Raw genomic sequence first — 23,460 nt, 5'->3', positions numbered from 1 at the left:
GCGCCGGATGACCGCGACCATGACGACGGGGGTGGTCCCGGCGGGCGACGCGCCCGCCGAGCGGCTGGACGCCCTGGGCCGTCGCTGTCTCACCGAAGCGCACGGGTTCGTGAGCGCGCGGGCGAAAGAGCATTTTTCCGGGCGCAGCGAAGGGGCGCTTGCGGAAACCGCCGTGCCGGAGTTCGTGGCGGGCGGGAAATGCCTCCGCCCGCTTTTCGCGTACGTCGGCTGGCGGTGCGGCCAGCCGGAGTCCGACGCGGCGATCCGCGCGGCCGCCGCGCTGGAACTGCTGCACTGCTTCGCCCTCGTCCAGGACGACGTGATGGACGGCGCGGCGTTGCGGCGCGGCCGCACCGCGCTACACGTCCGATTCGCCCGGTGGCACGAAGAGCAGGGCTGGGCGGGCTCGGCACCGCGGTTCGGCGAGTCAGCCGCGATCCTGTTCGGCGACCTGTTCCTGGTGTGGTCCGAGCAGATGCTGCGCGAAAGCGGCCTGGCGGCGGAGGAGCTCGCGCGGGGCTGGGCGCACTACGACGCGATGCGGGCCGAGCTGGCCGTCGGCCAGCTCGCCGACCTGGTGAACGACGCGCGGGCCCTGCCCAGCTGGGACACCCTGCTCGACGTGCTGCGCCGCAAGTCCGGCAACTACACGGTCCGGCGGCCGCTGGAGTTCGGCGCGGCGCTGGCCGGCTGCGGCCCGGAGGTGCTGGCGGCGCTGGGCGAGTTCGGCGGCCTGGTGGGCGAGGCGTTCCAGCTCCGCGACGACCTGCTGGGGGTGTTCGGCGACCCGGTGGTCACCGGCAAGCCGGCGGGCCAGGACCTGCGCGAGCGCAAGGCCTCCAGCGTGGTCGTGCTGGCCGCGGCGATGGCCGACCGGCGCCGGCAGACCGAGTTCGCCGAGCTGCTTGAGCTGGAGACGGTGGACGACGAGGCGGTGGCACGCTGGCGGGAGCTGATCGTGGCCACCGGCGCGCGCGAGCGGATGGGCGAGCTGATCCGGGAGCGGGCGGACAAGGCACTGGCGGCGATCGACCCGGCGGTGGTGCCGCAGCACGCCGGGGACCTGCTGGCCGCGCTGGCGGCCCGGTGCACGGAGCGCGACCGATGACGGGCCGGCCGATCCCCGCGACGGCCACCCTCCGAGGCAGGGAGCACGACCGATGAAAACCGTTCCCGGGCCGGTGAACCGGGTCGTCGTGGTGGGAGCCGGGCTGTCCGGTCTCGCCGCCGCCCTCCACCTCGCCGGGCGCGGCCGGGAAGTCACCGTCCTGGAACGCGACCCGGGCCCCGGTGGCCGCGCCGGCCGGGTCGAACGCGACGGCTACCTGCTCGACACCGGCCCCACCGTGCTGACCATGCCGTCCATCCTGGCCGACACCTTCGCCGCCGTCGGGGCCGACGTCACCACCGAGCTCCCGCTCACCCGGCTCGATCCCGCCTACGTGGCCCAGTTCGCCGACGGGTCCACCCTGCCCGTGCACACCGACGCGGCCGCGATGGCCGACGCCGTCCGGGACTTCGCCGGTCCGGCCGAGGCCGCCGGCTACACCCGGCTGCGCGACTGGCTGACCCGGCTCTACCGGGCCGAGTTCGGCCGGTTCATCGACGCCAACATCGACTCCCCGCTCGGCATGCTCCGGCCCGAGCTGGCCCGGCTCGTCGCGCTGGGCGGCTTCCGGCGGCTCGACGGCCAGGTCGGCCGGTTCCTGAGCGACGAGCGCCTGAAACGCGTGTTCACCTTCCAGGCGCTCTACGCGGGCGAATCCCCGATGCACGCGCTGGCGCTGTACGCGGTCATCTCCTACATGGACACCGTCGGCGGGGTGTACTTCCCGCCCGGCGGCATCGCGGCCCTGCCGCAGGCGCTCGCCCGCGTCGCGGCCGACGCCGGGGTCAAGTTCGGATACGGCGACGCGGTCAGCGAACTCGAGCGCGCCGGGTCCCGGATCACCGCCGTCCGCACCGCCGCCGGGTCGCGGTACCCGTGCGACGCCGTCGTGCTCACCACCGAACTGCCCGAGAGCTACCGGCTGCTCGGGAGGCAGCCGCGGCGGCCGGTGGCGCTGCGGGCCGCGCCGTCCGCGCTGATCGTGCACGCCGGTGGCCCCGCCACGCAGCCGGAGGCAGCGCACCACACGATCTCCTTCGGGCACGGCTGGCGCTCGACCTTCGACGAGCTCATCACCCAGGGGAAGCGGATGAGCGATCCGTCGCTGCTGATCACCCGGCCGACCGCGTCCGACCCCGGCCTCGCCCCGCCCGGGCGCGAGCTCTACTCCGTGCTCGCCCCGGTGCCCAACCTCGACCGCGGCCCGGCCGACTGGGCCGCGGAAACGGACGCCTACGCGGAAGAGGTCCTCGACGTGGCCCGGGCCCGGCTCCTGCCCGGCTTCACCCCGGACTTCACCCACGTCATCGGCCCGGCCGAGTGGGCCCAACGCGGCCTGGTCGCCGGGACGCCGTTCAGCTACGCCCACTCCTTCGGGCAGACCGGGCCGTTCCGGCCGCGGAACCTCCCCCGCGGGACGGACAACGCCGTCCTGGCCGGCGGCGCCACCGTGCCCGGCGTCGGCGTGCCGACCGTGCTCATCTCCGGCAGACTGGCTGCCGACCGGATCACCGGAGGGACCCGATGACCCGACGTGAACTCGACGCCGCCGGCATCCGCGAGCCGCAGCTGCGCGCGGCCTACACGTGGTGCCGCGAACTCAACGCCCGGCACGGCCGCACGTACTTCCTCGCGACGCGGCTGCTGACCCCGGCGCAGCGGCCGGCGATCCACGCGCTCTACGGCTTCGCGCGCTGGCTCGACGACATCGTCGACGAGCCGGACGACGACGCCACCCCCGAAACGCTCGACACGCGGCTGCGGGAGGTCGAGAAGCGCTTCCTCGCCGACCTCGACGCCGGCGCGAGCGACGACCCGCTGCTCACCGCGGTGATCGACACCGCCGCCCGGTACACCCTCGCCAAGGCGTACTTCGAGGCGTTCTTCACCTCGATGCGGATGGACCTCAGCGTCGAGGACTACGCCACCCGCGAAGAGCTCGACACGTACGTGCACGGCTCCGCCGAGGTGATCGGGCTGCAGGTGCTGCCGGTGCTGGGCACCGTCGCCCCGCGCGAGGAGGCCGAGCCGAGGGCGGCCGCGCTCGGGAAGGCCTTCCAGCTCACCAACTTCCTGCGTGACGTCGCCGAGGACCTCGGCCGCGGCCGTGTCTACCTGCCCGCCGACGAGCTGGCCGCGCACGGCGTCGACCGCGACCGGCTCGAATGGTGCGCCAAGGAGGGCCGGGCCGACCAGCCGGTCCGGGCGGCGATCCGCAACCAGATCGCCGTCACCCGGGATATCTACGCCGAAGCCCGGCCGGGCATCGCCATGCTGCACCCGATCTCCCGCCCGTGCGTGGCCACCGCGGCGCGGTTGTACGGGGGCATCCTCGACCGGATCGAGGACGCCGGCCACGACGTGTTCGCCGGGCGCGCGGCGGTGTCCCGCGGGCAGCGGCTGGCGGTGGCGTGCGGGGCGGTCGCGCGGACGCAGTGGGCCCGGCGGCGCCACCCCGCGCCGGCGCTCCCGGTGGCGGTGGGCTGAGGTGGGCAAGGCCGAATACCTCGTCGTGCTGGCCGCGTGCGTCCTGGTCACCCTGCCGCTGGAGCTCGCCGGGGCGCGCGTCTACCGGCAGCCCCGGCGGCTGGCGCGCGCGGTGCTGCCGGTCGCGCTGGTGTTCCTCGTCTGGGACGCGCTGGCGATCGCGGGCGGCGTCTGGGACTACGCGCCCGAGCACGTCTCCGGCATCCGCGCCCCCTTCGCCGTGCCGCTGGAGGAAATCCTGTTCTTCGTGGTGATCCCGGTCTGCGGGGTGCTGACCTACGAGATCGTCCAGCTCACCCTCGCGGTGCTCCGGCGGCTCGTCCGGCAGGAGGCCCGCCGGTGATCCCGTGGGGCTACACCGTGCCCGCGGCCGCCGCCGTGGCCGCGGTCGTGCTGGCCGAGCTCTTCCTGCTGCGCACGGGCCTGTTCCGCCGGCCCGCCTACTGGATCACGATCGCCATCGTCACGGCGTTCCAGATCCCGGTGGACGGCTGGCTGACCAAGCTTTCCGACCCGATCGTGCGCTACGCCCCGCAGCACATCACCGGCTGGCGCTTCCCCTGGGACATCCCGGTCGAGGACTTCTTCTTCGGCTACGCGCTGGTGACCGCGGTGCTGCTGGTGTGGGAACGGACCGGCCCCCGGGAGGAGCGAGCATGAGCGCCATGGCGAAGGACGGGCTGCCGCGCGGCGCGGTGCCGTCGGCGTTCGACACCGAAGCGCGGTGGTACGACAAGCTGGTCGGCGCCAACCCGGGCTACCACGAACACCTGCGGCTCTCGGCCCGGCGGCTCGAGCTGCCGTCCGACGGCACGGGCCTGCGGCTGCTGGACGCCGGCTGCGGCACCGGCGCGTCGACGGCGGCGCTGGTGTCCGTCGTCCCCGGCGCGGAGATCACCGCGTTCGACGCCTCCGGGGAAATGCTCGCGCAGGCCAGGGCGAAGGACTGGCCGGACGGTGTCACGTTCGTCCACACGCCGGTGGAGGACCTCGACGGGATTTCCGGCCCGTTCGACGCGATCCTGGCGGCGTACCTGCTGCGCAACCTGACCGACCCGGCCGCGCAGCTGCGGCGGCTGCGCGGGCTGCTGAAGCCCGGCGGCCGCATCGCGATCCACGAGTACTCCGTGCGGGATTCGGCGCGCGCCCGCTGGGTGTGGAACGCCGTCTGCGCGGGCGTGATCATCCCGCTCGGGAAGGTCACCACCGGCGACGCGACCCTCTACCGCCACCTGCGCCGCAGCGTCCTGGAATTCGACGGGATCGCGGCGCTCTGCGGCCGGCTCACCGACGCCGGCTTCACCGACGTCCGCACCGGCACGGTGCCCGGCTGGCAGCACGGCATCGTCCACACCGTCCTCGGCACCAACCCGCAGGAGCACCCGTGACCCGCCCCCTCGGCACCGACCGCCGGATCGAGACGCACCCGGCCGCACCCGGCCTGGCCGACGCCGGGCTGCTCGGCCGCCGCCCGACCGCGGCGGTCGTCGGCGGCGGCATCGCGGGCCTCACCGCGGCGACCGGGCTGGCCGAGCGCGGTGTCACGGTGACGCTGTTCGAACGGGACGACCACCTGGGCGGGCGGGTCGGCGGCTGGGCGGACCGGCTGCCGGACGGCACCGGCGTCACCATGAGCCGGGGCTTCCACGCCTTCTTCCGCCAGTACTACAACCTGCGGTCGCTGCTCATGCGCACCGATCCGCGGCTCGACCGGCTGACCCCGCTGGCCGACTACCCGCTGCTGGACGCCCAGGGCCGCACGGACACCTTCGCCGGTCTCCCCCGCACGCCGCCGTGGAACGCGCTGGCCTTCGCCTGGCGCAGCCCGACGTTCACCCCGCGGGACCTGGTGCGCATCAACGGCCGGGGCGCCCTGCCGCTGGCGACGGTCAGCGTCCCGGAGACCTACCGCCGGCTCGACGAAACCGACGCGGCGAGCTTCCTCGACGCGATCAACTTCCCCGACGCGGCCAAGCACCTGGCGTTCGAGGTGTTCTCGCGCAGCTTCTTCGCCGATCCACGCGAGCTGTCCGCGGCGGAGCTGGCCACCATGTTCCACCTGTACTTCCTGGGTTCCAGCGAAGGCCTGGTCTTCGACGTGCCCACCGAGCCGTTCCCGCAGGCGCTGTGGGACCCGCTGGCCGGCTACCTGACCGACCGCCGGGTGACCATCCGGACCGGCACCGCGGTCGCGTCGCTCGACCGCACCTCCGACGGCTTCGCGGTCACGACGGCCGACGCGAGCGCGCACTTCGACAGCGTCGTGCTGGCCTGCGACGTGCGGGGGCTGCGCGAGATCGTCGCCGCTTCGCCGGGCCTCGGCACGCCCGAGTGGCGGGCGGCCGTGGCGGGGTTGCGCACGGCCCCGCCGTTCCTGGTCCGCCGGCTCTGGCTCGACCGGCCGGTGGACGCCGCCCGGCCGCCGTTCCTGGGCACCGGGAGCGTGCCGCCGCTGGACAACATCAGCCTGCTCGACCGCTACGAGGGCGAAGCCCGGCGCTGGGCGGCCCGCACCGGTGGCTCGGTGGTCGAACTGCACGCGTACGCGGCCACGACCGACGACCGCGAGACGCTGGTGAAGGCCGTGGACGACCGGCTGCACGCGATCTACCCCGAAACCATCGGCGCGCGCGTCACGGCGTCGATTTCGCTGTGGCGCGAGGACTGCCCGCTGTTCGGGCTGGGCGACTTCGCCCGCCGCCCGACGGTCGGGACACCGGACCCGCAGCTGGTGCTGGCCGGCGACGGCGTGCGGATCGACCTCCCGGTCGCGCTGATGGAACGCGCGGCGACCACCGGCTGGGCCGCGGCCAACACGCTGCTGGCGGGGTGGGGCCTGGCCGGGCACCCGGTGCGGTCGGTGCCCAACCGCGGCCGGATCGGCCTGCTGAACCGGCTCGCGTCCACCCGGTACTTCGGCGGGTGACGGGGATGGCCGAAGTCGTCGTCGTCGGTGCCGGGCTCGCCGGGCTGGCCGCCGCCGTCACGCTGCACCGGGCCGGAGTGCCGTGCACGGTCCTGGAGGCGTCCGACGACGTCGGCGGCCGGGTGCGCACCGACGTCGTCGACGGGTTCCGGCTCGACCGCGGGTTCCAGATCCTCAACCCGGCCTACCCCGCCATCCGCCGCCTGGTCGACGTCGACGCCCTGGAGCTCGGCCGGTTCTGGCGCGCGGTCCGGGTGGCCGACGACGACCGCGTCTCGCTGCTCGGCAACCCGGTCGACACGCCCAAGGCGCTGCGCGACATCGTGGCCCGGCGCTACCTCTCGGCCAAGGACCTGGCGGCGATGGGCGCGCTGACCGCCCGCGTCGCGGCGGGACCGGCCCAGGCGATCATCGACCGCGCCGACCGCACGACGGCCGAGGAACTGCGCCGCGCGGGGGTGTCCGCGCGGGCCGTGGACACCGTGCTGCGGCCGTTCCTCTCCGGGGTGTTCCTCGAACGCGAGCTGACCACCTCGGCCCGGTTCTTCCAGCTGGTGTGGCGCAGCTTCCTGCGGTCCGCGCCGTCGCTGCCGGCGCTGGGCATGGGCGAGCTGCCCCGGCAGCTGGCCCGGAGGCTGCCGACGTCGGCGGTCCACCTGGGCACCCCGGCCGAGGAGATCCGGCCGGGCCGGGTCCGCACGGCCGACGGGGTGGTGTGGCCGGCCCGCGCGGTCGTCGTGGCGACCGACGGGTCCGCGGCGGCCCGGCTGGCCGGCACCGAAGAGCCGCACTGGAACAGCGGGACGACGTGGTACTTCGCCCCACCGCGGTCGCCGTTGCGCGAACCGGTGATCGTGCTCGACGCCCGTGGCGGGCCGGTGGTCAACACGAGTGTGGTCAGCGAGGTGTGCCCGGGGTACGCCCCGCCGGGGTCGGCGCTGGTGAGCGCCTCGGCGTTGACGGCGTTGCCCGAGCCGGAGGTGCGAACGGCGCTGGGCCGGATGTACCGCACGGACGCGACGCGGTGGCCGCTGGTGGCCCGGTACGAGATCCGGCGCGCGCTGCCGTCGATGCCGCCGCCGCACGACCTTCGGCGGGAGGTGCGGCTGGGCGAAGGGCTTTACGTGTGCGGTGACCACCGGGACACGAGCTCGCTGCAGGGGGCGTTGGCGTCCGGCACCCGCGCGGCCCGTGCGGTGCTCGCCGATCTCGGCGTGGCGCGCCCCGCGAACCGCTGAAGGCCTCTCGCGCTACGGCATTCGGGCGGAAATTCGCTTCCCGCGCCGCGGAACGCCCCGTGATTCCGCCGAACGGCCGACACCGTTCGTGCCGGCCACCCCGCCCTTCGTCGCTGGATCGAGTGAAATCCGCCCGGCGAAATTCGGTGTTCCGGCGCAGCCGAACCATTGTTCACGTAGCCCGCCTCCACCGCCGTGCCCCGTTGAGCGCCTTGACACAGGGCGCTCCGGGTGACGTTTTCCCGGCTCGCTAACGAATTCCCGGATTTTCCGTCTTCCCGAGGCAACCCGCAGTAATCCGGCCTTCGGAAGGGAAGTCCATGTCGCGGAGATCCTTGTTCGTCGCGCTGACCACGGTCAGTGCCTTGCTCACCCCGGTCTCGGTGGCGGCCGCGGCGCCACCCGGGGTCGATCCCGCCTCCGTCGATCTCACGCTCTCCCCCGGGCAGAGCGCAGGCGTCACCAAGCACGTCACCACGTCCACCGTCCCGCCGAACCCCGACCTCGTGCTGCTCGCCGACACCACCGGCAGCATGGCCGGCGCCATCGCCAACGTCCGCACGAACGCCGGCGCCATCACCGGGGACGTGCTCGCCGCGCAGCCGACCGCCCAGTTCGGCGTCGCGGAGTACAAGGACTTCACCGACTCCGTTCCCTTCAAGGTCAACCAGGGCATCACCGGCAACACCTCGGCGGTGCAGGCCGGGATCGACCAGTGGTCGGCGTCCGGCGGCGGGGACTTCCCGGAGGCCGACCTCAACGCCCTCTACGAACTGGCGAGCGGCGCGGTCACCTTCCGCCCGGACGGCACCCGCATCATCGCCTGGTTCGGCGACGCGCCGTCGCACGACCCGAGCGGCGGGCACACCCTGGCCCAGACCATCGACGCGCTCAAGGCGGCGAAGATCCGCGTGGTCGCGGTCAACGTCGGCGCGCTCGACGCCGACGGCCAGGCGAGTGCCATCGCCACGGCCACCGGTGGGGTGCTGCTGAACAACGTGCCGTCGGACCAGGTGTCGAAGGCCATCCTCGACGGCATCAAGTCCATCGAGGTCACGGTGACGCCGAAGGTCACCGGCTGCGACCCGCAGCTGACCGTCACCAACGCCCCGGCGAGCGTCAAGGTGGCCAGCGGGGACGTCGCGACGTTCACCGAAACCGTCGCCGCGGCAGCCGACGCCGCGCCCGGCACCTACCACTGCACGGTCGACTACCAGGTCGACGGCATGTCCCGCGGGTACGTCGAGACGACGACCGTGCGCGTGCTGGGCTTGAGCATCAACGACGTCACGGTGCACGAAGGCTCCGGCGGCGCGCCGGTGCCGGCCACCTTCACCGTGTCGCTGCTCGGCGGCGCCTCGCCGAACCCGGTGTCGGTCCACTACGCCACCGCGAACGGCACGGCGACCGCGCCGGCGGACTACCAGGCGGCGAGCGGTGACGTGACCTTCGCGCCCGGCGAGACGACCAAGCCGGTGACCGTGCCGGTCAACCCGGACACCGTCGACGAGCCGGACGAGACGTTCACCGTCACGCTCTCGGCCCCGTCGGGCGCCGGGCTGATCGACCCGACCGGCGTCGGCACCATCGTCGACGACGACCGCGACGGCGTCTTCTCCTGCACCGGCACCGCCGCGAACGTCATCGGCGTCACCGCGGCCGTGGCGAACCCGGCGAACCTGCCCTGCGCCGACGACAGCAAGACCGTCCTCGACGCGACGCTCAACGCCGGCCTGATCAAGGTGCAGACGCACGCGCTGACGTCCTCGACCGACCTGGCCCCCGACAACCAGTCGGCGGCCCCGGCGGCCGGTGACCACGCGCAGGCGTCGGCCAAGATCGACAAGACGGTGATCAGCACGGTCGGGCTGACCATCGAGCTGGGCGTGATCCAGTCCCAGGCGGCGGCGACCTGCCAGCCGGCTCCGGGCGGCCTCGCCCCGGTGCTGACCGGCAGCTCGAACGTCGCCTCGCTGAAGATCAACGGCGCCTCGGTCACGGTGGGTTCGGCGCCGCTGACTATCGCGCTGGTGATCGGCTCGCTGAAGCTGAACGACCAGACCATCGTGAACGGCGTCGTGAAGCAGCAGGCGGTCACGCTGGAAACCCCGCTGGCGAAGATCGTGCTGGCGGAGTCCCAGGCCGACGTGCACGGAACCGCCGCGCACCCGGCGGGCAACCCCTGCAAGCGCTGATCCGGTGAACGACCTCGGGGCGGGCGCCTGCCGCCCGCCCCGAGGTCAGAGCCGCGAGGCCGTTCGGATCAACCCGGCCAGGGCGCGGGAGCGGCTGTGTGCCGGCCAGACGATGTGGGTCGTGACCGGCGGAGCGTCACTCAGGGGGACGGCAGCGTGCTCCTCCCACAACCACGTGCGGGCGGATTCGGGAAAAACCGCCGCGGTGCGGCCGAGGGCGATCAGCTGGGCCAGCTGCGTCTGGTCGTGGATCTCGGGGCCCGGGCCGGGCTGGTAGGTGCCGTTGCCGGCCCAGCGGGCGAGCGGAAGGTCGGGAACGTCCGCGATCTCGTTCAGGGACAACGTCTTCCGCTTGGCCAAGCGGTGCCTGGCGGGCAGGATCGCCACCTGTGCCTCCGTCATCAGTGCGACGCTGTCGAATCCGGTCAGTGAGTTGAACGGCGTGTGCATGAGTGCCACGTCGGCGCGGCCGTCGCGCAGCATCTCCTCCTGTTCGCACGTTCCGCTCGGCAGGACCTCGATCTCGGCGGCGCCGGGCTCGGCCGCGTAGGCGTCGAGGAGCTTGTTCAGCAGTTCGTGGAACGCGCCGGCCTTCACCGCCAGCACCAGCCGGTCGCGGGCGCCGTCCTGGCCGCCGGCGCGGCGGGTGCGCCGGACCGCGGCGGCCGTCGCGTCGAGAGCCACCCGGCCTTCCTGGAGCAGGATTTCGCCGGCGCCGGTCAGCGAGACGCCGCGGCGGTTGCGTTCCAGCAGGGTGACGCCGAGACGCCGCTCGAGCTGCTGGATCGCGCGGGACAGCGGAGGCTGGGCGATGCCGAGACGCTCGGCGGCCCGGCCGAAGTGCAGTTCGTCGGCGACGGCGATGAAGTACCGCAGCTCGCGGGTCTCCAAGGTGTCCATGCCACAGCGTAGCTGTGATACCTCTCGAGTATCACAGTGCACCGGATCGGTGTTGGCCGCCCGGCCCGGCAGCGGGTGAAGATCGACGGCATGAGCACTGATCAACTCGAAGTTTCCCTGCCCGGTGGCACCTGGTCCCTGGGCGAGCTGACCGTGACCCGGTTCGGCTACGGCGCCATGCAGCTGGCCGGCCCCGGGGTGATGGGGCCGCCCGCCGACCGCGAAGGCGCACTCGCCGTCCTGCGCAAGGCCGCCGACCTCGGCATCACCCACATCGACACCGCGGACGCCTACGGCCCGCACGTCACCAACCAGCTGATCCGCGAGGCGCTGCACCCCTACCCCGAAGAGCTGCACATCGTGACCAAGGTCGGCGCGCGCCGCGACGACCAGGGCGGCTGGCCCCCGGCGCGGCAGCCGGCCGAGCTGCGCCGGGCGGTGCACGAAAACCTGGAGACCCTCGGCGTCGAGCGGCTCGACCTGGTCAACCTCCGCCTCGGCAACGCGCAGGGACCGCAGCCCGGCTCGCTCGCCGAGGCGTTCGAGACCCTGGTCGAGCTCCAGCGCGCCGGACTGATCCGGCACCTCGGCGTGTCCAACGCCACGGCGGAGCAGGTCGCCGAAGCGCGGGCGATCGCGCCGATCGTGTGCGTGCAGAACATGTACAACCTCGCCCACCGGCACGACGACGAGCTGATCGACGCCCTCGCGAGCGACGGCATCGCCTACGTGCCGTTCTTCCCGCTCGGCGGGTTCAGCCCGCTGCAGTCCTCGGCATTGTCGGCTGTTGCCCACCGGCTGGGCACGACACCGATGTCGGTCGCCTTGGCCTGGCTCCTGCAGCGCTCGCCGAACATCCTGCTCATCCCCGGGACCTCGTCGGTCGCGCACCTGACCGAAAACCTCGCGGGCGCGGCGACCCCGCTCTCCGGCGACGACCTGGCCGAGCTGGACAAGATCGGCCGAAGCTGAGGCGGTGCCGCAGCCTTCGGATCACAGAGCCGGAACCCACTGATCGACAACGCCGGAAACATCGATCACGGGACAGGGCCGCCCGTCAGTGGCCGGTGGAGTAGATGTTGATGAGGTTGCCGTCGGGGTCGCGCAGGAGCATCGACCGGTTTCCCCACGGCTGGTTGGTGGGTTCCTGGACCCAGGCGGTGACCTGGTCGTCCAGGCGGGCGCGTTCGGCGTCGACGTCGTCGACCTCGAACTCGATGATGGCGGATCGGTTGGCGGCGGCCACGGCGGCGTTGTTGTTGAACCGCTTGACCGCCGCGCTGTCGGCCAGCGCGACGATGCCGCCTTCGGTGTGCAGTTCGGCGTAGTCGCCGGACCCGAAGGGGGTCACCGGCTCGCTGTTCGTGAGCGTGGAGTAGAAAGCGGTCAGGGCGGGCAGGTCATCGGTGACGAGGCGTACTGAGGCGAGCTTCACGGCGTTCTCCTGGCTGCTCCCGGCGAGCCGGACCGTCCGGCTCCACGAAACAGTACGGTACAGTACCGTACTGTTTCGCTGCGGGAAAGGAACGGAGATCACCACGTGGCCCGATCCGGGGACTTCGTCGACGCTCGAGTCCAGCGGTCCAAGGCGGCGGTGCTCGCCCAGACGTACGAGCTGCTCTCGGCGGGCGGTATCGGCGGTGTCAGCATCGACGAGGTGTCGCGACGCTCGGGCGTCTCCAAGACCACGATCTACCGCCACTGGCCGTCGCGGGCCGCGCTGCTGATCGAGGCGTGCTCGACGATCGGGTCGGCACCTCCGGTCCCCGACACGGGCAGCTTCGGCGGGGATCTCGTCGCCTTGGCCGAGGCGTTGGCCGAGCAGCTGCGGAGCGCCCGCTGGGCGGCGGTCTTACCCTCCATTGTGGACGCCGCCGAGCGCGAGCCCGAGCTGGCCGGGCTCCACGCGGATCTGCACGCCCGGTTGATGGCTCCGTTCGGCGTGGTGGCCGAGCGCGCGCGAGCTCGCGGCGAGCTCGCCGCGGACCGGGGGCCGGCCGACGTCACCGCCGCCGTCGCCGGCCCGCTGTTCTACCGTCGCTGGTTCTCCCGCGAGCCGCTCGACGCCGCGTTCGTCGCGCGCGTCACGGAGGACGCCCTCGGCCATCTCGGCGGCTAGGGCCGCCGGGCCGGGCACGACATCTCCCCCGCCAGACTCCGCTCACCACAGACCCTAGGCGGCCGGCATCAGCTCGAGCGTCTCGCCGGCCAGCCGGTCCGCACCTTCGCGGAAGTCCGCGTCCAGCTTGCGGAACAGCGTCTCGGCCTCGATCGCGGGCCAGTCGCGGGGCAGGTGCCCGGCCGGCAGGTGCGGATCCCGGCGGACGACGTGCAGCCAGTCCGAGTGCAGCATCAGCTGCCGCGTCAGGTCGTCCGGGAACGACGGCTTCCCGCCGTCCCACTTCTCCATGAAGTCGTGGTAGCGCGAGGCGATCGTCGCCGTGTCGAAGGCTTTGCCGACGAGCTGGGCCGCTTCGGTCGGCTTCGCCGGGTGCGCCGTGAAGACCGTGACGTGCCCGTCGAGGCCGAGCCGATCGACGATCGCCGTGACGTCGCGGACGCCGGGCGCGACCCACAACCCGTTCTGCAGCAGGCCGAATCCCGCCCAGGTCAGCTGGCGGCGCAGGTCGTGGCGGTCGCCGCGGCGGGTGTCCGGGAGGGAGAAGCCGACCAGCGTCCAGGCGCCGTCCTCGTTGCGGTTGACCGCTCCCGTCTCCCAGATCCGCCGCCTGCCGTCCTCGAGGACCGCGGCGAGGCGCTCGCTGAGCCCGAAGTAGACCTTGCGCCCGTGGCGCTGGCGGGTCAGCAACCCGCTGCCCGCCATGCGGGTCAGCGTCGAACGGACCGCCTCCTCCGAGACGCCGACACGGCCGAACACGTCGATCACGCTGCCCGAGTAGATGGCGCTCGCCCGGCCGAGCAGGTGGATGCCCAGGAACGTGAGCATGACGGACTTCGGGCGGGGCCCGGAGCCGGTCTCGGCGGAGTTCGTCACGGACGTCAGCGTAACCCGGCCGGCCACTTGATGTTGTGCAGATCGTTGACGGCCGTCATACCCGTGACTAACGTTGGGGCCCGCTCCCCCGTCGTCCCGCCCGGACGAACCTGCTCCGAAGACCCGCCCCCAGAGACGAGGGTGAACCTCATGAGCACTCAGCTCCGCAGAGCGGTCGCGTCCAGCTTCCTCGGCAGCCTCATCGAGTACTACGACTTCCTCCTCTACGCCACGGCGAGCGCGGTGGTCTTCGGCAAGGTCTTCTTCGCCAACCTGGACCCGGCACTGGCCACGGTGGCCAGCTTCGGCACGTTCGCCACCGGCTATCTGGCCCGCCCGCTCGGCGGCCTGATCTTCGGCCACTTCGGGGACCGGCTGGGCCGCAAGCGGATGCTCGTGCTCACCATGACCCTGATGGGGGTCGCGAGCTTCCTCATCGGCCTGCTCCCCGGCTCTGCCCAGATCGGGCCGCTCGCCCCGATCGGCCTGATCGTGCTCCGCGTCGTGCAGGGCATCGCGGTCGGCGGCGAGTGGGGCGGCGCGGTGCTGATGTCCGCCGAACACGCGCGGACGCGCCGCGGCCTGTGGGCCGGCTTCACCAACGCCGGCGCGCCGAGCGGCATGGTCGTGTCGACGCTCGTCATGTCCGCCACCGCCGGGCTGACCTCCGAGGCCGACTTCCTCGCCTGGGGCTGGCGGATCCCGTTCCTGCTCAGCATCGTCCTGCTCGCGATCGGCCTGTTCGTGCGCTCCCGCGTCGACGAGACGCCCGCGTTCCTGGCCACCCGCAAGGAAGAACGGCGGCGGCTGCCGCTCGTGGCCGTGCTGCGGGACCACCCGCGCGTGCTGGCGCTGGGCGTCGGCGTCGGGCTGGCCGCGTTCGTCGTCCAGGCCACGCTGACCACCTTCGTGCTCGCCTACAGCGTCCAGCACGGACACCCGCGGCAGGAGGTGCTCAACGCGCTCACCTTGTCGTCGGCGTGCGCGGTGGCCGGGATCCTGCTGTGGTCGGCGCTTTCGGACCGCATCGGGCGCCGTCCGGTCGTGCTGGCCGGCGTGGCCGCGATGGCGGTGTTCGGCTTCCTGCTGTTCCCGATGGTCCGCAGCGGCAGCGGGTTCCTGCTGGTGCTGGCCCTGGTGATCGGCCAGGGCGTGATCCACCCGATGATGTACGGGCCGCTGGCGGCCCTGTACTCCGAGCTCTTCGACACCGAAAGCCGGTACACCGGCGCGTCGCTGGGCTACCAGCTCGCCGGGCTCGGCGCCGGGTTCGCCCCGCTGATCTTCGCCGAGCTCCAGCGCGCCAACGGCGGCGGCTCGACCATGCCGGTGTCGTGGACGATCGCCGCGTTCTGCGTTCTGTCCGCGGTCTGCGTGCTGGCGCTGCGGGAGACCCACCGCCGCGACCTCACCCCCGAGCCGGACGTCCCCGCGCCCGCCGTCCAACGCGAAGGGAACCTCGGATGAGCCGGTGGCTCCGGCGGGCCGGCGCCCTCGTCGCGACGACGCTGACCGCGTTCGGCCTCACCACGGGCGGCCCGGCGCAGGCCGCCACCCCCGCGCACTACACCGGGCAGCTGCCCGACGGCGCGAGCTGGGTGGCGGACGTGCCGGCCGCCTGGAACGGGACCGTCATCCTCTACAGCCACGGCTTCGGCCCCCTGGAGGCGCGCAACGCCCCCGACGAGCCGACCGGCCAGGCCCTGCTCGCGGCGGGCTACGCGCTGATCGGCTCGTCCTACAGCGGGCCGTCGCTGTGGGCGCTCGCCTCCGCGCCCCGGGACCAGTTCGCCTCCCTCGGGGAACTGGTCCGCAAGATCGGCGAGCCCCGCCGCACCATCGCGTGGGGCACGTCGATGGGCGGGCTGGTCAGCGCGCTGGAAGCCGAGTCCGGCGCGGGCGGGCTCGACGGCGCGCTGACCACGTGCGGCCTGGTCGCGGGCGCGCTGGACCTGAACAACTACCAGCTCGACGGCGAGTACGCGTTGTCCCGCCTGCTGGCGCCGGCACAGCCGGTGAAGCTCGTCCGGTACGCGAGCGCCGAGGAAGCGACCGCGGCGGGCGCGGCACTGACGAAGCTCGTCACCGACGCGCAGGGCACCGCGGCCGGGCGGGCCCGGATCGCGCTCGGGGCCGCGCTGATGAACACGCCGCCGTGGCTGACCGGCGACGCGCCGCCCGGGCCGGCCGACTACGCCGGCCAGGAACAGCAACAGCAGCAGGCCCTGGCGGGATTCGTGCTCGGGTTCGTGGTGCCGGGCCGCTACCAGATCGAACTGGCGGCCGGCGGCAACAGCGCGGTCAACCGGGGGGTCGACTACCGTGCCCTGCTCTCCGGCAGCCCGCTGGCACGGCAAGTCCGGGCGCTGTACCGCGCCGCGGGTCTCGACCTCGACGCCGACCTGGCCGAGCTGACCCGCCACGCGGACGTCACCCCCGACCGGCAGGCCGTCGCCACGCTCGCCCGCACGTCCACGGTGACCGGACGGCTGCGCGTCCCGTCGCTGGCCATCCACACCACCGCGGACCACCTGGTCCCGGTCGAACAGGAGAACCGGTACGCCCACCGGGTCCGCGCGGCGGGGCGGGAACCGTTGCTGCGCCAGGCATACGTCGGCGCGGCCGGGCACTGCGCGTTCCGGCCGTCGGAGACCCTGGCGGCGTTGCACGCCCTGGAATCCCGCATCGCCACCGGCCACTGGCCGGACCTCCGGCCGGAGCGCCTCAACGCGGCCGCGGCCGAGCTCGGGGCGCCGGGACGCTACCTCCGCTACACGCCGGCGCCGCTCACCGGCTCGGACCGCCGCTGAGGCAAGGGGCGGCCGCACTCCTCGGCGGCCGCCCCTTGCGTCATGGTAAATCGATTCTTTCCGAACTTGCATTTGATGTTAAGTACGGGTGTCCCTAGCGTGGTGAGCATGAACCTCACCGTCCTCGCGGCGTCCGGCCGGACCGGACTCGCACTCACCCGGGAAGCCTTGCGGCGCGGGCACACCGTCACCGCGATCGCCCGGGATCCCGCCCGGATCGACGTCCCGCCATCGCCTCGCCTGCACAAGGTGGCGGGTGACGTCGAGGAACCGGCGAGCCTCCCGGTCGCCGGCTCGATCGTCCTTTCCGGACTCGGCACGGACCGGGCGGGTGTCCTGCTGGCGGGCGCGAAGGCGGTGGTCGCCGCCGGGCCGTCGCGGATCATCTGGCTCGGGGCGTACGGCACGGGCAGGTCGGCGCCGGTGGCCGGGGAAGCGGCGGGAGCGCTCGCGAAGCTGCTGGGCGACCGGCTCGGCGACAAGGTCGAGGCCGACGCGGCGATCCTCGCCGCCGGCGGCACGGTGTTCCACGCGGGCCTGCTGACCGACGGGCCCGAGAGCCCCCAGCGGCGCACGGTGGGCCTGGAAGCCGGGCCACCGCTGGACTTCGAGGCGGTGATCAGCAGGGCGACCGTCGCCGCCGCGATGCTCGACGAGGCCGAGACCCCGCGCTTCCCGGGCGCGATCGCCCTGCCGCTGCCCGGCTGAGCGCCCCGGCGGGCTAGGCGGTGATTTCGCCGAGGGCCGCCCGGACCTGTTCGCGGAGCCAGGCGTGGGCCAGGTCGGAGTCGAAGCGCTGGTGCCACGTGCAGCAGATCTCCGCCTCCGGGGACTCCGCCGGGAGCGGGCGGGTGATCAGCCCGAACGCGTCGATCAGCGGGCGGCCGAGCACCTCGGTGCAGCTGACCAGCGCGTCGCTGCGCACCGCCAGCTGCAACGCCGTCGCGAGCGTGGCCACCGAGGCGATCACCCGGCGGTGCAGGCCCTCCGCGGCCAGCACGTCGTCGATCGGGGCGGTGAGGCGGCCGCGGCGGGACACCAGGACGTGCGGGTACGCCGCGAACGCCGGCAGGTCGAGTCCCCCGGCCGCCGGGTGACCCGGGCGCATCGCCACCACCAGGCGGTCGTGGCCGAGCACCTCGGACCGGAACTCGGGCTGCTGCGGCCGGGGCCCGCCCAGCTCCACGTCGACGCGCCCGTGCCGCAGGTCGTCCGTGTCGGCGGAGTGCTCGGCCAGCACCCGCAGCCGAACTCCGGGCGCCCGGTCCTGGAGCCGGCCGGCCAGTACCGGGACCACCGACGCCGCCAACGCGTCGTGGCACTGGATGGTGAACGTGCGGTCCAGTTCGCCGAGGTCCAGCTCGCGGGCCGGCTGCAGGACCGCGCGTGCCTGCCGGACCAGGCGGTGCACGTCTTCCCGGACGGCCATCGCGTACGGCGTCGGCACCATCGCGTGGCCGGTGCGGACCAGGATGTCGTCGCCGGTCACCGCCCGGAGCCTGCCGAGGGTGCGGCTGACCGCCGGTGACGACAGGTGCAGCCGCTCGGCCGCGCCCATCACGCTGCCCTCCTCGAGCAGCGCGTCGAGCACCGTGAGCAGGTTCAAGTCGAGTTGCACGAACGCAAGACAACCACAGGAGGAACCATGACCCAGGACCTGCTCGCCGCCACCACCGCCGCCGTCCGCGCGGCCGGGGACCGGATGCTCGCCCGCTACTCCCCCGCATCCCGCCGGCCCGGCTTGGACGAACTGCTGAAAAGCCTGCAGGACAACGACTCCGCCGTCGCCGAGGTGCTCCACCCGGCGCTCGCCGCGATCCGGCCGGAAGCGCGCTGGCTCGACGACGAACACGGCTCCGGGCCGCTGCCCGCGGGCGAGTGGTGGCTCATCGACCCCGTCGGCGGCAACGTCAACGCCGTGCACGGCATGCCGGACTGGAACATCGGCGTGAGCCTCGTCCGCGACGGCCGTCCGGTGCTGGCCGTGCTCTGCTTCCCCGTGCTGGGCGAGCTGTTCACCGCCACCGAAGGCGGCGGCGCCCACCTCAACGGCGAACGGCTGCGGGTCTCGGCCAAGACGTCGCTGGACGGCGCGCTGGCGGGCACCGGCCAGGCCCAGCCCGGCCACCGGTTCCTCGAGCGGATGGGGAGTTCGTTCGCAGCGATGTCGGAAGCCGCGCTGTACGTGCGGATCTCCGTGCCGGTGACCCACCAGCTCGCCCAGGTCGCCGCGGGCCGGATGGACCTGCACTGGCAGTTCGACAACGTCCGGTCCCACGCCGCCGGCGTCCTGCTGGTGCAGGAAGCCGGCGGCGTCGTGACGGACCTCGACGGCGGCCCGTGGGACCTGACGAGCACCGGTTATCTCGCCGCCGCACCCGGGGTGCACGCCGCCGCGCTGAAGGTCCTCGGCGCCTGAGCGCGCCGCCCCGGCGTCAGGACAGGCCGAAGAAGGCGATCGCGGCGGCGGCCATCCCGGCCGACGGCAGGCTGTGCCCGGCGCCCTGGATGCTGTAGGCCTCGACCTTGTCGGCGTACCGGCGGCGGTTCCAGCCGCCCTGCGGGGTGTCCGACGAGGTCGGCGTCTGGCTCAGGCCGAACACGTTGGTCCACTGCTCGATTTCCTCCTGCAGCAAGGCATACGGCACGAGCGTGTCGGCGGTGCCGTGCCACAGCTGGACGCGCGGGCGGGCACCGGTGTAGCCGGGGTAGGCCTGGCGGACCGCGTCACCCCACTGCTGGGGCGTGCGGTTCGCGCCGCCGTTGCCGGTGCACTTGCTCGACCACGGCGGGAAGTCCGCGGCGTTGGCGAAACAATTGAACGGGACGCCCATGAACGCCGCGCCCGCCTTGAACACGTCCGGGTAGAGGGCGAGCATTTCGTTGGTCATCATGCCGCCGGAGGAGGACCCGGTGGCGAAGACGCGGTTGGGGTCACCGCCGTAGTGCTGCTGCGCGTAGGTCACCATCGACACGATGGAAACCGGGTCGCTGCCGCCGCCCCGCCGCTTCGCCGCGTCGGACCAGGTGTCGAAGCAGTTCCCGAACCCCGCCTGCTGCTGGGCGCTGGGGTAGATGACGAGGAAGCCGTAGCGGTTGGCCAGCGAGGCGAATTCGCTGCCGGAGTAGAAACCCGGCCCGGAACCGCCGCAGCCGTGCATGGCGACCACGATCGCCGGGTTGGCCGGCCGGTTGTCCGGCACGTAGACGTGCATGCGCATCCCGCCCGGGTTGTTCCCGAAGCCGGTCACTTCCACCAGTGACGCGGCCGAGGCCGGGGCCGGCACCACCGCCGTGGTGACAGCCAGCAGCAGCGCACTGGCGATGGTCACGAACGCCGTTCTGAATCCACTCATCGGTGACCTCCGGTCGGCGATCCCCCTCGGGCATGAGGTTAGGCAGATCCACGACGACCGTCAACAATTCATCAACTATTCCGCAGCACCGAAACTTTCGAACCCGGTGCTAGGCTCGAAATGCCGGACAAACGATTGATGATCGTCGAAGAAATGGCGAAGAATCCGGCGAGGCCAGGAGGTGGCGCATGCTCGAAGCGGCCGGCTGGAGCGAGGACGAGGCCGCGCCCGGCGTGCGGCCGGAGGCCCTGTTGCTGACGCTGTTCGGCGACCACGTGCTGGACCGCGGGATCGCCGTGTCGACCGGCGGCGTCATCGCCGTGCTCGACGGCCTCGGCGTCGGCGAGCACGCAACGCGGGCGACGCTGAGCCGGATGAGCCGCCGCGAGCTGCTCCGCACGGTCCGCCGGGGCCGCCAGGCGTTCCTGAGCCTGACCGAGCACGGCACCGCGGTGCTGCGCGACGGCCAGCGCAAGCTCGACGGCGACGTCGTCGACCGGCACTGGGACGGCCGGTGGACGCTGCTGACGTTCTCGGTGCCGGAAACCCGGCGCGCGGACCGGTACGCCCTGCGCACCCGGCTGGGCTGGTTCGGGTTCGGCCCGCTGCGCAGCGGGCTGTGGGTCTCGGCGTCGGCCGCCGACATCGGGCCGGCGCTGGCCGAGCTCGACCTGCTCGACCACGCCGAGGTGTTCCGCGCGGAGCCGTTCATGTGGACCGACCCCGCGCGCATCGCCCGCGAAGCGTGGGACCTCCCGCGGATCGCGGCCGGCTACCAGCAGTTCCTCCGCCGCTGGACCGGTGGCGCGCCGGGCGAACCCGGCGACGAACTGTCCCGGCGGATCCGGCTGGGCGCGGAATGGCTCCTGCTGATCCGCCGCGACCCGGTCCTGCCGCCGGCGCTGCTGCCCGCCGACTGGCCGGGCACGCGCGCCGCGGCGCTGTTCCGCACCCTGCGGCAGGAGTGGGCGCAGCCGGCCGAGGAGCTGGCGGGCCGCCTCCTCGAGTCCCTCGTCGAGGAGTGAACCGACGGCGGTTGCCACGTTGCATGCCACGTTGCAAACTGGGCTCCCCCGCTCCCTGCCCCGGAGGTCAAAGGTGACCGGCTTCGATCGACGCGAGGTGCTGCGTGCCCTCACCGCGCTGGGCGTGACCGGCGTGACCGCGAGCCTGTTCGGCGGCACCGCCGAGGCCGCGCCGCTCGCGGGCTTCGAAACCCGGAGCCCCGGACAGACGGCCGGCGGTACCAGCCCCCTGGACCTGGAGTTCTCCGTCGCCGAGCAGTTCCGGCCGTTCGACCTCATCGCCCCGAAGTTCGTCCAGCTCGACACCCCCGCCCGGCCCGGCGCGCTGGTCAGGACCGGGATCCGGCCGAAGGCGCCGTACGGGACGGTGACCGTGCAGGTGCTCGACGACCGCGCGCCCGTCGTCGCCGGGCTGGCCGGGGCCGGGGTCTCGGTGCTCGGCACCTACGACGCCGCCGCCGGCCAGGCGGGCATCGAGATCACCACGGCGGCCGGGACCACCGTGGTCAAGACCGCGCCGGCGGACCTGCGCGCGCCGTTCGGGTTCGCCGTGGTGGTCAACGAAAACGCGGTCACGGTGCTGGCCGACCGGGGTGCGGGCTGGCGGCCGCTGCTGACCGAGCGCGACCAGGTCCGGGCCCGGATCGACCTGCGCGACCCGGCGGTGCTGGGCCGCCTGGGCTACGCCTACGGCAGCCGCGGGCCGGCCCGGCTGGGCCGGGTCCGGGCCGGGTACTACGGCCAGGCGGGCGTCCGCGACCCGCACGTCGTGCAGTACGCCGACGGCCGGCCGTACATCCGCCACGGCAAGCTGTACCTGACCATGACCAACGCCGGACTGGGGTTCTTCCAGCAGGCGCACTGGGCGGTGTGGACGCTCGACCTGGCGGACCCGGCGAAGCTGGAGCAGGTGGCGGCCCTGTTCTTCGAGCGCGACGGCGTCGTCCTCGGCGACCACGCCGGCCAGATCGTCCTCGACGGCGACCGGTTCGTCCTGCTGATGAGCTCCTGGGGCGACTTCTCGTTCAACGGCGTCCACGTGCGCCACGCCGTCACCCGCGACGACGTGCTTTCGGGCGTGCACGTCCTGCCCACCTCGCGGCTCCCGCTGCCGACGGCGGTCAGTTCGTGGGACCCGGCCCTGACGAAGATCGACGGCCGCTGGCACATCGCGTTCGTCGAAAGCCCGGCCCAGCAACCGGCTTTCGTGTTCCACCCGGCCCTGGCCGCGGCCCCGTGCGGCGCGGACTACGACCAGGGGCTGACGCTGCTGGGCGCGGACACGTCGGTGAAGCAGACGGAGGGGACGATCCTGCAGCGGGTGGGCGGCCGCTGGTACCTGTTCGCCAGCGACGGCGACGCCCGCGAATACCCGGTGTACGACCTGGGCCTGCGGAAGCTCGGGACGTTGAACGCGCCCTACGGCACCAACATCCCGCACCCGATGCTGGTGAAGATCGGCGACCGCTGGTGGCTGCCGACCTTCGACGGAACGCAGTACGCCGAAGACGTCCTGGGCTACGGCGGCCACGGCGACTTCATCCTGATGCGGTCGAGCTAGAGCGCGAACTCGGTCACCGTGCGCCAGGAGCCGGGGCTGGTGTTCCCGGCGATCAGCCGGACGCTCCCGATCCGGGCCCGGACCGGGAGCTTCGCGGGCACCTCGGCGGCCACGCGTTCCAGGGCGGGCCGATCGCCGAGGCGGGTGCTGCCGACCGTCAGGTGCGGGATCACCTCGGGGTGGGCCCCGCCGTAGGGCAGGCACTCGGGAAACCGGCGCCACACCCGTTCGGTCAGCACCCGGAACGGCTCGGCCGGGTCCGGCGCCAGCCACACGACGTCCCGCCCGAACCAGGCGACCCGGGAGAAGACGCACTCGAACGGCCCGGTCAGGACCTCGCCGAGGGCGCCGACCACCGCCGGCGTGATCTTGTCCGGCGGGAGGAACGGGTAGAGGACCGTGACGTGCGCCGGGACGCCCCACACGGCCGAGTGGTCCAGCGCTCGCCGGTAGGGCCCCACCACCGCGTCGGCGGCGGGGACCGGCACGATCACGGCCGTTTCGGTTGCGCCTGCCAGGTTGTCCACCACGGCATGTTCGCACGGCGCTGCCCGGCAAGGCGGGGAGCACGAGGACCACCGCGCGGACGCCCACCACGACCGCGGCAGCGGCCGACGGAGTGCCGCGGCGGCTCGCCTTGCCGAGCACGGCGGGCAGCCGCCAGTCGTGGGTGACCGCGGCGGGCAACCACCGATCCCGGGCAAGCACGGCGAGCCACCACCCCACCCGAGCGAGCACGGCGAGCAACCACCGCACCCGAGCGAGCGCGGCAAGCAACCACCGCACCCGGGGGAACGCGGCGGGCAACCACCGCACCCCGGCGAGCGCGGCGGGCAACCACCGCACCCCGCGCACCTGC

General features: G+C 73.3%; 23 protein-coding genes. 17 read left to right on the top strand and 6 right to left on the bottom strand.

What is annotated here, in order from left to right; genetic code table 11:
- Positions 1–7 precede the first annotated feature (7 nt).
- The 9 genes from ACWEGE_RS08635 to ACWEGE_RS08595 all read left to right on the top strand — a co-directional run bounded on the left by ACWEGE_RS08635 (position 8) and on the right by ACWEGE_RS08595 (position 9,954).
- A complete protein-coding gene (locus ACWEGE_RS08635; RefSeq protein ID WP_449659817.1) occupies positions 8–1,108 on the top strand; it encodes a polyprenyl synthetase family protein in 1,101 nt (366 codons plus the stop codon).
- Positions 1,109–1,160: 52 nt separating this feature from the next.
- Positions 1,161–2,636, top strand: coding sequence for a phytoene desaturase family protein (gene crtI / locus ACWEGE_RS08630; RefSeq protein WP_449659816.1), 1,476 nt, complete (start codon positions 1,161–1,163; stop codon positions 2,634–2,636).
- The gene (locus ACWEGE_RS08625; RefSeq protein WP_449659815.1) at positions 2,633–3,595 is read left to right on the top strand and encodes a phytoene/squalene synthase family protein; all 963 of its coding nucleotides are present in this window, start codon (positions 2,633–2,635) and stop codon (positions 3,593–3,595) included. Before crtI ends, ACWEGE_RS08625 begins: the two co-directional genes overlap by 4 nt.
- A gap of 1 nt (position 3,596) precedes the next feature.
- The gene (locus ACWEGE_RS08620; RefSeq protein WP_449659814.1) at positions 3,597–3,938 is read left to right on the top strand and encodes a lycopene cyclase domain-containing protein; all 342 of its coding nucleotides are present in this window, start codon (positions 3,597–3,599) and stop codon (positions 3,936–3,938) included.
- Positions 3,935–4,255 (top strand): lycopene cyclase domain-containing protein, encoded by a 321-nt coding sequence (locus tag ACWEGE_RS08615; RefSeq protein WP_449659813.1) that lies wholly within the window; start codon positions 3,935–3,937, stop codon positions 4,253–4,255. The genes ACWEGE_RS08620 and ACWEGE_RS08615 overlap by 4 nt, the downstream gene beginning before the upstream one ends.
- Entirely contained in the window at positions 4,252–4,983 is a 732-nt protein-coding gene (locus ACWEGE_RS08610) for a class I SAM-dependent methyltransferase (protein ID WP_449659812.1), read from the top strand. The genes ACWEGE_RS08615 and ACWEGE_RS08610 overlap by 4 nt, the downstream gene beginning before the upstream one ends.
- Complete coding sequence (locus tag ACWEGE_RS08605) at positions 4,980–6,521, top strand: FAD-dependent oxidoreductase (RefSeq protein ID WP_449659811.1); 1,542 nt, start codon at positions 4,980–4,982, stop codon at positions 6,519–6,521. The genes ACWEGE_RS08610 and ACWEGE_RS08605 overlap by 4 nt, the downstream gene beginning before the upstream one ends.
- A 5-nt stretch (positions 6,522–6,526) precedes the next feature.
- A complete protein-coding gene (locus ACWEGE_RS08600; RefSeq protein WP_449659810.1) occupies positions 6,527–7,759 on the top strand; it encodes an NAD(P)/FAD-dependent oxidoreductase in 1,233 nt (410 codons plus the stop codon).
- Positions 7,760–8,079: 320 nt separating this feature from the next.
- Positions 8,080–9,954: a Calx-beta domain-containing protein gene (locus ACWEGE_RS08595; protein ID WP_449659809.1), complete on the top strand. Its 1,875-nt coding sequence runs from the start codon at positions 8,080–8,082 to the stop codon at positions 9,952–9,954.
- A 45-nt stretch (positions 9,955–9,999) separates the two neighbouring features.
- Here ACWEGE_RS08595 and ACWEGE_RS08590 read toward each other — a convergent pair whose 3' ends face one another.
- On the bottom strand, positions 10,000–10,854 hold the full coding sequence (locus tag ACWEGE_RS08590; protein WP_449659808.1) for a LysR family transcriptional regulator: 855 nt from the start codon (positions 10,852–10,854) through the stop codon (positions 10,000–10,002).
- 90 nt (positions 10,855–10,944) lie between these two features.
- Here ACWEGE_RS08590 and ACWEGE_RS08585 point away from each other — a divergent pair, with 90 nt between their 5' ends.
- Positions 10,945–11,826 carry an aldo/keto reductase family oxidoreductase gene (locus ACWEGE_RS08585; RefSeq protein ID WP_449659807.1) on the top strand — a complete coding sequence of 294 codons (882 nt, stop codon included), beginning with the start codon at positions 10,945–10,947 and terminating at the stop codon, positions 11,824–11,826.
- An 85-nt stretch (positions 11,827–11,911) separates the two neighbouring features.
- Here the strand turns inward: ACWEGE_RS08585 and ACWEGE_RS08580 are convergent, their stop codons facing one another.
- Positions 11,912–12,289 (bottom strand): VOC family protein, encoded by a 378-nt coding sequence (locus tag ACWEGE_RS08580; RefSeq protein ID WP_449659806.1) that lies wholly within the window; start codon positions 12,287–12,289, stop codon positions 11,912–11,914.
- 105 nt (positions 12,290–12,394) lie between these two features.
- On the opposite strand from ACWEGE_RS08580, the gene ACWEGE_RS08575 reads away from it, so the two are divergent.
- A complete protein-coding gene (locus tag ACWEGE_RS08575; RefSeq protein WP_449659805.1) occupies positions 12,395–12,973 on the top strand; it encodes a TetR/AcrR family transcriptional regulator in 579 nt (192 codons plus the stop codon).
- A gap of 54 nt (positions 12,974–13,027) precedes the next feature.
- On the opposite strand, the gene ACWEGE_RS08570 is transcribed toward ACWEGE_RS08575, so the two are convergent.
- Positions 13,028–13,849 (bottom strand): PaaX family transcriptional regulator, encoded by an 822-nt coding sequence (locus ACWEGE_RS08570; RefSeq protein WP_449659804.1) that lies wholly within the window; start codon positions 13,847–13,849, stop codon positions 13,028–13,030.
- Positions 13,850–13,999: 150 nt separating this feature from the next.
- Between ACWEGE_RS08570 and ACWEGE_RS08565 the strand changes: the two genes are divergently transcribed.
- From ACWEGE_RS08565 to ACWEGE_RS08555, 3 genes are all read left to right on the top strand, one after another.
- Positions 14,000–15,316, top strand: a complete 1,317-nt coding sequence (locus tag ACWEGE_RS08565) for an MFS transporter (RefSeq protein ID WP_449659803.1) — start codon at positions 14,000–14,002, stop codon at positions 15,314–15,316.
- Positions 15,313–16,659, top strand: coding sequence for an alpha/beta hydrolase (locus tag ACWEGE_RS08560; RefSeq protein WP_449659802.1), 1,347 nt, complete (start codon positions 15,313–15,315; stop codon positions 16,657–16,659). Before ACWEGE_RS08565 ends, ACWEGE_RS08560 begins: the two co-directional genes overlap by 4 nt.
- A gap of 108 nt (positions 16,660–16,767) precedes the next feature.
- Positions 16,768–17,367 carry an NAD(P)-dependent oxidoreductase gene (locus ACWEGE_RS08555; RefSeq protein WP_449659801.1) on the top strand — a complete coding sequence of 200 codons (600 nt, stop codon included), beginning with the start codon at positions 16,768–16,770 and terminating at the stop codon, positions 17,365–17,367.
- Between the two features lie 13 nt (positions 17,368–17,380).
- Here ACWEGE_RS08555 and ACWEGE_RS08550 read toward each other — a convergent pair whose 3' ends face one another.
- A complete protein-coding gene (locus ACWEGE_RS08550; protein WP_449659800.1) occupies positions 17,381–18,277 on the bottom strand; it encodes a LysR family transcriptional regulator in 897 nt (298 codons plus the stop codon).
- Positions 18,278–18,304: 27 nt separating this feature from the next.
- Between ACWEGE_RS08550 and ACWEGE_RS08545 the strand changes: the two genes are divergently transcribed.
- Positions 18,305–19,078, top strand: coding sequence for an inositol monophosphatase family protein (locus ACWEGE_RS08545; RefSeq protein ID WP_449659799.1), 774 nt, complete (start codon positions 18,305–18,307; stop codon positions 19,076–19,078).
- Between the two features lie 16 nt (positions 19,079–19,094).
- Here the strand turns inward: ACWEGE_RS08545 and ACWEGE_RS08540 are convergent, their stop codons facing one another.
- Complete coding sequence (locus ACWEGE_RS08540) at positions 19,095–20,015, bottom strand: extracellular catalytic domain type 1 short-chain-length polyhydroxyalkanoate depolymerase (protein WP_449659798.1); 921 nt, start codon at positions 20,013–20,015, stop codon at positions 19,095–19,097.
- 188 nt (positions 20,016–20,203) lie between these two features.
- Between ACWEGE_RS08540 and ACWEGE_RS08535 the strand changes: the two genes are divergently transcribed.
- Together ACWEGE_RS08535 and ACWEGE_RS08530 are read left to right on the top strand one after the other, a co-directional pair.
- Positions 20,204–21,040: a PaaX family transcriptional regulator gene (locus tag ACWEGE_RS08535; RefSeq protein WP_449659797.1), complete on the top strand. Its 837-nt coding sequence runs from the start codon at positions 20,204–20,206 to the stop codon at positions 21,038–21,040.
- 73 nt (positions 21,041–21,113) lie between these two features.
- Positions 21,114–22,601: a hypothetical protein gene (locus ACWEGE_RS08530; protein ID WP_449659796.1), complete on the top strand. Its 1,488-nt coding sequence runs from the start codon at positions 21,114–21,116 to the stop codon at positions 22,599–22,601.
- On the opposite strand, the gene ACWEGE_RS08525 is transcribed toward ACWEGE_RS08530, so the two are convergent.
- Positions 22,598–23,128, bottom strand: coding sequence for a 2'-5' RNA ligase family protein (locus ACWEGE_RS08525; RefSeq protein ID WP_449659795.1), 531 nt, complete (start codon positions 23,126–23,128; stop codon positions 22,598–22,600). The genes ACWEGE_RS08530 and ACWEGE_RS08525 overlap by 4 nt on opposite strands.
- Between the last annotated feature and the right edge of the window lie 332 nt (positions 23,129–23,460).

It is taken from the genome of Amycolatopsis sp. NPDC004747 (assembly GCF_053601335.1).
This window is presented reverse-complemented; position numbering and strand designations above follow the sequence as displayed.

What these genes read in the sequence shown, in the direction of transcription:
- ACWEGE_RS08635 (WP_449659817.1), top strand. Translation starts at nt 8, where the DNA reads ATGACCGCGACCATGACGACGGGGGTGGTCCCGGCGGGCGACGCGCCC.
- crtI (WP_449659816.1), top strand. Translation starts at nt 1,161, where the DNA reads ATGAAAACCGTTCCCGGGCCGGTGAACCGGGTCGTCGTGGTGGGAGCC.
- ACWEGE_RS08625 (WP_449659815.1), top strand. Translation starts at nt 2,633, where the DNA reads ATGACCCGACGTGAACTCGACGCCGCCGGCATCCGCGAGCCGCAGCTG.
- ACWEGE_RS08610 (WP_449659812.1), top strand. Translation starts at nt 4,252, where the DNA reads ATGAGCGCCATGGCGAAGGACGGGCTGCCGCGCGGCGCGGTGCCGTCG.
- ACWEGE_RS08600 (WP_449659810.1), top strand. Translation starts at nt 6,527, where the DNA reads ATGGCCGAAGTCGTCGTCGTCGGTGCCGGGCTCGCCGGGCTGGCCGCC.
- ACWEGE_RS08595 (WP_449659809.1), top strand. Translation starts at nt 8,080, where the DNA reads ATGTCGCGGAGATCCTTGTTCGTCGCGCTGACCACGGTCAGTGCCTTG.
- ACWEGE_RS08590 (WP_449659808.1), bottom strand. Translation starts at nt 10,854, where the DNA reads ATGGACACCTTGGAGACCCGCGAGCTGCGGTACTTCATCGCCGTCGCC.
- ACWEGE_RS08585 (WP_449659807.1), top strand. Translation starts at nt 10,945, where the DNA reads ATGAGCACTGATCAACTCGAAGTTTCCCTGCCCGGTGGCACCTGGTCC.
- ACWEGE_RS08565 (WP_449659803.1), top strand. Translation starts at nt 14,000, where the DNA reads ATGAGCACTCAGCTCCGCAGAGCGGTCGCGTCCAGCTTCCTCGGCAGC.
- ACWEGE_RS08560 (WP_449659802.1), top strand. Translation starts at nt 15,313, where the DNA reads ATGAGCCGGTGGCTCCGGCGGGCCGGCGCCCTCGTCGCGACGACGCTG.
- ACWEGE_RS08555 (WP_449659801.1), top strand. Translation starts at nt 16,768, where the DNA reads ATGAACCTCACCGTCCTCGCGGCGTCCGGCCGGACCGGACTCGCACTC.
- ACWEGE_RS08545 (WP_449659799.1), top strand. Translation starts at nt 18,305, where the DNA reads ATGACCCAGGACCTGCTCGCCGCCACCACCGCCGCCGTCCGCGCGGCC.
- ACWEGE_RS08540 (WP_449659798.1), bottom strand. Translation starts at nt 20,015, where the DNA reads ATGAGTGGATTCAGAACGGCGTTCGTGACCATCGCCAGTGCGCTGCTG.
- ACWEGE_RS08535 (WP_449659797.1), top strand. Translation starts at nt 20,204, where the DNA reads ATGCTCGAAGCGGCCGGCTGGAGCGAGGACGAGGCCGCGCCCGGCGTG.